Annotated in this window: 5 protein-coding genes; 2 read left to right on the top strand and 3 right to left on the bottom strand. The window is 60.1% G+C overall.

Translation table 11 applies throughout. The features are described 5' to 3' along the window. Positions 1–65 precede the first annotated feature (65 nt). Genes NW815_RS11425 through NW815_RS11415 form a run of 3 tightly spaced genes read right to left on the bottom strand, consistent with a single transcriptional unit; the run spans position 66 to position 4,449 of the window. Positions 66–2,609, bottom strand: a complete 2,544-nt coding sequence (locus NW815_RS11425; protein ID WP_414352123.1) for a UPF0182 family protein — start codon at positions 2,607–2,609, stop codon at positions 66–68. A gap of 4 nt (positions 2,610–2,613) precedes the next feature. Continuing rightward, on the bottom strand, positions 2,614–4,134 hold the full coding sequence (locus NW815_RS11420; protein ID WP_414387886.1) for a TIGR03279 family radical SAM protein: 1,521 nt from the start codon (positions 4,132–4,134) through the stop codon (positions 2,614–2,616). A 30-nt stretch (positions 4,135–4,164) separates the two neighbouring features. Further along, positions 4,165–4,449 (bottom strand): DUF2103 domain-containing protein, encoded by a 285-nt coding sequence (locus NW815_RS11415; RefSeq protein WP_011432039.1) that lies wholly within the window; start codon positions 4,447–4,449, stop codon positions 4,165–4,167. A gap of 77 nt (positions 4,450–4,526) precedes the next feature. Between NW815_RS11415 and NW815_RS11410 the strand changes: the two genes are divergently transcribed. Continuing rightward, entirely contained in the window at positions 4,527–5,204 is a 678-nt protein-coding gene (locus NW815_RS11410; protein ID WP_414387884.1) for a molybdenum cofactor guanylyltransferase, read from the top strand. Between the two features lie 77 nt (positions 5,205–5,281). Next, positions 5,282–7,378: an FAD-dependent oxidoreductase gene (locus NW815_RS11405; RefSeq protein WP_414416024.1), complete on the top strand. Its 2,097-nt coding sequence runs from the start codon at positions 5,282–5,284 to the stop codon at positions 7,376–7,378. The last annotated feature ends 363 nt before the right edge of the window (positions 7,379–7,741 follow it).

Genomic DNA, 7,741 nt, shown 5'->3' with positions numbered 1-7,741 from the left:
AACTTAAAACATCCGTTAAGTTTCGTCAACTACCTGCCTCAAAAATGAGGAGGGGATCCCTTTCTCTATCGGCTGCCCCTCGGCAGAAAGAGGGCTTCTAAGGCCTGGCCGAGAGTCGGTTCCATCACCACCCGGTCTTCGTAGGCAGCGATCACCCGGGTGAGCTGAGGCAAGCGGCCCTGTTCTGCTTCGATGTAGAGGGGCTGAACATAGAGCAAAGAAGTCTCGATAGGAATGACCAGCAGCGTGCCCAGGTTCACCCGCGACCCATGCTGGTTCCAGAGGGAAATTTGCTCGGAGATTAAGGGATCCTGATTGACCCGTGCTTCCACCTGTTCCGGGCCATAGATGAGGCGTTGCTTGGAAAATTCGTAGACCAGCAGCTTGCCGTAGTTTTCCCCGTCGCAGCGGGCCGCTATCCAAGCCACCATGTTCTGCTTGTTAACAGGGGCATAGGGGGAGAGGAGGACGAACTCAGGAGTGTGGTTTGCAACCCCTTGGGGATCCCTCGGCAAGGTGAGAATGAGATACTGCGGCTGCATGGGAATGCGCCGTCGATTGCGGAACTGGCCGGGGATCTGCCATTGATCCTCGCGGTTGTAGAAGAGGCGGGGATCCGTCATGTGGTAGGTGGCAAACTGCTGCGCTTGCAGGCGGAAGAGGTCTTGGGGATAGCGGATGTGTTGCCGCAGCGGCTCCGGCATTGCCTCCAGAGGCTTGAAGAGGGTGGGGTAGATGCGGGCGTAGGCTTGGATGAGGGGATCCCGAGGGTCGGCAATGTACCAATCGATGCTGCCGTTGTAGGCGTCCATCACCGCCTTGACCGAGTTGCGGATGTAGTTGAAGGGAAAGCCGGGCAGGTGCTCCGAGTAGGGGTAGCGGCTGCTGGTGGTATAGGCATCGAAAAACCAGTAGAGCTTGCCGCCTTGAATGACCAGGTAGGGATCCCGGTCGTAGAGCAAAAAGGGCATCACCCGACGGATGCGCTCGCGGATTTGGCGGCGATAGAGAAAGCGGGTGGCAGAAGACAGCTCGCGGCTGAGAAGGATGCGCAGATCGCCAAAATGCCAGGCGTAGAGAAACCGCTGCCAGAGGTGGGGAATGGGCACGCCACCGCTGCCCCGGTAGCTGCTGTACACATAGCGCTCTGCTGCAGGGTAGTCCAATTCCCGCGCCTCAGCGCCCACGAAAACATCGGTGGTGGTCAGCTCGCCATAGTAGAGGGCCGGCTGCTCCACCCGCAAGACGGAGGCCACCTCAGGGTAGCGAGGAGAAACCCGCGGCGGGATATCCGATAGGAAAAAATCCGGCAGGCCCTCAGGGGTCACCACATTCACCGGGCTGAGGGTGAGGCCATAGCCGTGGGTGTAAAAAAACCGCCGGTTAACCCAGGTTTGGGCGGCGGGGGGCACCTGGGCAAAGTCCAGCTCGCGGGCGGCATGCATAACTTGGCGCAATTCTCCCCCAATGCGGTAGCGATCCACATTCACATAGGGAAATTGGTAGTAGGGGCGGATTTCTTGCAGTTGGCGGTAGGTGGCCAATAGGGGATCCGCATCCCAGAGGCGCACGTTGCTTAGGGTGGATTGATTCTGCTGCAGGATCTCCCAGGTCAGGGATCCCCCTTCCGGGAAGGGTTGGACTTCGACATCGGCCAGGCCAAAGCCAGCACGGGTAAAACGGATGTTGTCCTCGATGTAGGGGCGCTCCAGCTCCAGCTCGTTGGGGGTGACCAAGAAGGTCTGCACCAGTTGGGGATAAAGTTGGGTGGTTAGCAGCCCAAACCCCAGGTAGGCCCCCCAGAGGATGGCCGGCGCCAGGAGAGAGCTGGCCCAGGAAGGGCACCAGGACTTGAGGAAAGGAAGGTTGAGGCGGATCCCCTGGCGGGCCAAAACCCAGAACCCCACTGCCGTCAAGCCCGCCACCCCGCTCATCAAGGTCGTGGCCGGCAAGGTTGCATGCACATCGGCAAAACCGGCCCCAAACACAACGCCGCGGGTGGAATAGAGCAGCTCGTAGCGCTCCAGCCAATGGCCCCAGGCGCGAATGAGAAACAGGGATCCCCCCAAGATCAGCAGGTGCCGCTGGGCATAGAGAGAGAGGGCCAAGGTCAGCCGTTGCTCGGAAAGCCCCAGCTCCACCAAGTAGATGAGGACAACGGCAATCAAGGTGAGCAGCACCAGGTTGAAGCACCACTGCTGCAGCGTCTCCCAGAAAGGCAGGCTGAAGAGAAAAAAACTGAGATCGCGGTTGAAAATGGGATCCGACTCCCCGACGGGCCCCTGGTTCAGCCAGAGCAACAGCGTGAACCAGTGATTGGAAAGAGACCAAGCAAAGAAAACACTCAAACCTGTGGCAATCGCCCAGGCCCCAGCCAAGGTTGCCCCCCGCCAGCAGGAGCAGATGTTGGATCCCGTCACCGCCAGGGCAAAGAGGAAAGCGCCCAGGCCCAGCCCCCAGCGGGCAATCACCCGCGTCCACAGCACCGGCAGAGCATGCAGCTCGGCAAACCAAGCCAGATCTACATAGAAAGAGGCCAAAGCCGTGATGGCCAGGATCCCCAGCCCCACCCAAAGCAGCAGAAGCAATCCTCGCCGCAACCTCTGCATCGCCTCAGGATCCTCGGCTCAAAGCTGTTCTTGGTCGCGTCAGCGGTGCAGTTTCCCTTCGCCCGAGCGTTGCGGAACAACACAGGGTGCCGTAGGCATAGCCCTGTTCTAGCTGTTGCACCGCCTGCACCAAGCCTGCCGGCCCGCCGTCCACCCGCACCACCGGGATCCCCACCTGGGCCTGCACCTCTTGCCAGGTCAGATCGTCCAAAAAGCGCTCCCCATCCTTAAGGGCAATCTGAGGTAGCAGCAGCCCATCGTAGGCCGCCAAGTTTTCAACCGATTTCAAGGCATTCAAGACATCTTGGCCCGTCAGCAGCCCGGTTACCGTCAGGGTTTGGCCCCAAAATTGGCTGGCAATAGGCAAAAGATCCAACTGCAGCCCGCGGATGCGGTTCATCTGCTCCACCACAGGCTGGAAGGCTTGCTCTACGGCATTGCCCACCACCCACAGAACCTTGAGGGGAGAAGGGAGCTCAGGCGGCAGTTTGAGCTGCTCGAACTGGCTGAGGAAAAGCCGCAGGGAGCCTACCCCGTTCCCCAGCTGCGGGTAATCTTCATAGTGCTCTGCCGGTGGCAGTTCCCGCCCGGCCAGCAGATACCACTCATCGGCCAGCCAGGCAAAGGTGGATCCCAATGTTTGCCGAAACCCGACCTGCAAAGTTTCCACCTGCCGGATCACTTCTCGGGCCTTGGCCGCATCGACAGGAACCAGCTCATCACCAGGGGGGCGAAAGCGCGTCAACCCCACCGGCACCACTGCTGCCGAGAGGACGGTGGGGATCCCGTCTACGGGCCGGCGAAAGGCGGCCAAATCGAGGAGTGTGCGGGTGAGGTGATCCCCATCGTTCCAGCCTGGGCAGACCACCACCTGTGCGTGCAGTTGCAAGCGATGCTGGCGAAACCAGGCCAACTGCTCCAAAATCAGGCCAGCCCGCGGGTTTTTGAGCAAGCGGCTGCGCAGCTCCGGGTCGGTAGCATGCACTGACACGTAGAGGGGAGAAAGGCGCAGGCGAGCGATGCGCTCCCATTCGGCAGCAGGCAAGTTGGTGAGGGTGAGGTAGCTGCCGTAGAGAAAGCTGAGGCGGTAGTCGTCGTCCTTGAGGTGCAGCGTTGCCCGCATTTCCGGAGGTTGTTGGTCGATGAAGCAAAAGGGACAAGCGTTGGCACATTGGATCAGGCCATCGAACAGGGCCGTTTCAAACTCCAGCCCCAGATCCTCGTCGATCCCCTTCTCCAGCTCAACTGTGCGCGGGATCCCTTGGCTATTCAAGATCTCCAGGCTTACACACTCCTCAGCGATCAGGAAGCGGTAGTCGATGAGATCGCGGGGGCGTTCGCCGTTGATGCTGACCAGGACCTCTCCAGGTTGGATGCCCACTTCTGCTGCCAGGGATCCGGGTAAAACAGCGCTGATACGGGCGGGCTTGAGACTAGCACGAGACATAGCTAACTCATCCTCAACTGATGTGCCATTTGCCCCAGCAGGACGAAGTTCTGGGTCGGGACAGCGTTGCGGAGCAATAACGAGGCTCGGTTGACTACAAACAGTTGACTACAAACAGCGGAGAATAGCCGCCTCTAGCTCGGTTTGGCTGAGATCCGTTACCACAAACACCTCTTGCACGCTGCTTCCCTTGCGGGCCACCAGCTTGTACCCGCCCCGGATCGGCACCGAAACCCGCAACTGCAACTGGGGGATCCGCCCACGGCTGCAGGACAGAGCGCCCGGCGTCACGGTTTTAATGCCCGCCTGCCGGGTCAGGCGTTCCAAAACAGGGATCAACCCTGAGATGTGGGTGGAGTGGTTCCAAACCAGACGACCAGAGGGCTCAGACATAGCGGCTAGAGTGAGGAGAGGATGGGATCCCTATCCTATTCCTCCACAAATACCTGCTGCTCGTTGTGGAAAACTGGATGTCCAAAATGCCTGAAGATTCCCCGCCTGCGGTCGTGGCTCTGATCTTGGCCGGGGGCAACAGCCGCCGCATGGGATCCGACAAAGCCCTGGTGCTTTGGGATGGGATCCCCCTGCTGCGACGGGTGGCTCAGGTGGCAGCAGCCTGCGCCGACGCGGTTTACATCCTCACCCCCTGGCCGGAGCGCTATGCGTCGGTGGTGGATCCCGGTTGGCATCTCTGGCGGGAAAACGTTCACAGCCGCGACAGCGTTGCAGAGCAACACCGAGGCCCGCTGCTGGCCTTTCAAGAGGGGATCCGGCGGCTACAAACCTTGGCTGCTCCCCCGGAGTGGATCCTGCTGCTGGCCTGCGATCTGCCCTGCTTGCAGGAGCAGGTTCTTGGGGATTGGCGACAGCGCCTTGCCACCCTGCCCCCTCAGACGGTGGCCGCCCTGCCCAAAAGTCAGCGGGGCTGGGAGCCCCTGTGTGGCTTCTATCGCCTGGCGCAGCTAGGTTCTCTGGAGAGTTTCTTGCAGGCAGGAGGAAGATCCTTTCAGGGCTGGTTGTCCCAGGTGCCAACAGCCATCCTGCCCCTGACCGTTCCCGACAGCGGGACGGAGTCCCTTGAGAGGATGCTCACCAATTGCAACACCCCTGCAGATCTGCAGCTGGGGGGAAACCTGGGTAGGGGGTGATCCCTGGGATCGGCAAAGGGAGGGATCCCCTCATGTCACAATGGGTAAAGATTTGCTCGGTTTCTTATCTCGGCGCCGTGCTTACTTCCCTTTACTACCGCGAGATCCCTTGCCCCGATAGTGCTCAAGTGCTGCGCTGGCTACAGGAGTGTACCCCTCTGCCGCAGGGCAGCCAGAAGGTTCTCACCCCCACAGGCTTGCGCCTACAGGGATCCGGCGCTGAGCTGGCCCTTTTCTTGTGGTCGGGGCTGAACACTACCTATCTCAAGGTGTTCCAGTGGTCGGAACAGCCCTTCCCCCGCCAAGCTCGCTGGCTGGGAGAGCTGGAACAGGCCATCCAAAGCCAATTTCCCCACCGCTACCCGCAGTTGCCCCAGATCGACCTGAACCGGGGATCCATCTTCGATCAGCTTGAGCCTTTCTACCCGCAAACGGTGAAGTATTTTCGGCGGATCCCCAATGGAGAATTTGACCTGCAGCGGGTGTACTGGTGGGAAAAGCGCTGGCGGGAAGAAGTGCAACATTGCCACGCAGCCCACCGCCCTGCTCAGCCGGTCTTGTTTCGCCAGCCTGGCCCTGAGCCGGCCCCAGTGGAGTGGGATCTGGCCATCGTGGGAGGAGCGCTGGGAGCCATCTATGGAGCGGCCATGGCTCGCTTGGGCTACCGCGTGGCCTTGGTGGAGCGACTCCCTTTTGGCCGCATGAACCGCGAGTGGAACATCTCCCGGCGGGAGCTGCAAACCCTGGTGGATTTGGGCCTTTTGAGCGCCGAGCAGATGGAGAGCTTGATCCTGCGGGAATACACGGATGGGTTCAACAAGTTTTTTGACGGCAATAGCCCGGTTCGCGCTCCCGTTTTGCACACGCCGACGGTACTCAATCTGGCCATTGACGCGGAAAAGCTATTGCAGCTCTGTGGCCAAATTCTCACTTCCTGCGGGGGAGCTATCTACGAGCGCACCGAGTTTCAGCGGGCCTATGTTGGCGAACAAGGCGTCACGCTGGTTTTGAAGGATTTGCCCACCGGCGAGGAGTTTCGGCTGGGATCCCGCCTTGTGGTGGATGCTATGGGAACAGTCTCTCCCATTGCCCAGCAGCTCTACCGCCATCGGGCTTTTGATAGCGTCTGCCCCACGGTGGGGGCTACCATTGCGGGGGGGTTTGAGCCAGGGGTATGGGATCCCCAATTTGGGGACATTCTGGCCAGCCATGGGGACATCAGCCGCGGTCGGCAACTCATTTGGGAGCTGTTCCCCGGGCCAGGCGAAGATCTCACCTTCTACCTGTTCCACTACCACCAGGTGCATCCAGAAAACCCCGGATCCCTGCTGGAACTGTACGAAGATTTTTTCACTATTCTGCCGGAATACCGCCGCTGCGACCCAGAGCGCTTGCAGTGGAAAAAAGCGACCTTCGGCTATATCCCCGGACGATTTGGCCAGCCCCGGCACCCTGTTCGCGGCAGCGGGGCGGAGTCTTCGGAACCCTTTGACCGGATACTGCTCATAGGGGATGCGGCGGCTATGCAATCGCCCCTTAGCTTTACCGGCTTTGGATCCCTGGTGCGCAATTGCCCCCGCCTGTGCGATCTGCTGGATACGGCGCTGCGCCACGACCTGCTCAGGGCGGCGGACTTAGCCCAGATCCGGGCCTACCAGGGCAACTCGGCCGTCACCTGGCTCTTCTCGCGGGGGATGATGGTGCCCACCGGCAAGGTGCTGCCCCCCGAGCGCATCAATGCCACTCTCAACAGCTTTTTCGGCATTCTCGCCACCGAGCCGCCGGAGGTGGTGGACGATTTCATCAAAGACCGGGCTGGCTGGCTGGCCTTTAACCGCATGGCCATCAAAGCTGCCCTACAAAACCCACGGCTGCTGCTGTGGATCTGGGAGGCCGTAGGGGCCAAAGGCTTTGCCCAGTGGCTACCCACCTACCTCAGCTATACCGGCCTGGCCTTGACCTCTGCTTTGCTCAGGGGCTGGCTTCCAAATCTGCTGCGTCGCCTGCAGCCCTGGCTAGAAGCGCGTTACCCCCGCCTGTGGCTGCGCTGCCTGCAGTGGAGCTACACCCTCACCTATGGGGTAGGGCAGCCGCGCATCCAGTTTCAACTCCCCCCCGCTCAAGAAAAGACCCAAGACACAATACCAACTTGGATAGGATCCCTGCAGCAGTGACATACTCCCGCACTCACGCTGATGCACAGAGGGCGGGGCTCCCCGGCGGTCTAGCTAAATGCACCGGACACCAAGGCAATAGCGCTGTCGCCGTGATCCCTCAATAAGGTCTCTATCTGCCGCTCGCGTCAGCAGGGCAGCGTTTTTTCCGGCTTGGCAGCTTGCCCAAGTTGGGTATAATCAATGCCTAATCAGAGATCGACGGCAGTTGGGAAGGGATCCCGACTTCAAACCGGTCGAGAGACTGCTGAACCCCATTTTTTGAGAACCCTTATTTTCGCAAAAAGTTAGGACTGAGCCCAGTCGCGTCAGCGTTGCGGAGCATGACTCTAATCAATAATAAGCTCAACTATACTGAAAATA

Origin of the sequence: Synechococcus sp. R6-7, from assembly GCF_047461695.1 — a bacterium.
GTDB lineage: Bacteria > Cyanobacteriota > Cyanobacteriia > Thermostichales > Thermostichaceae > Thermostichus.
The sequence above is the reverse complement of the archived record's forward strand: the minus strand, read 5'-3'. Positions and strand labels throughout refer to the sequence as shown.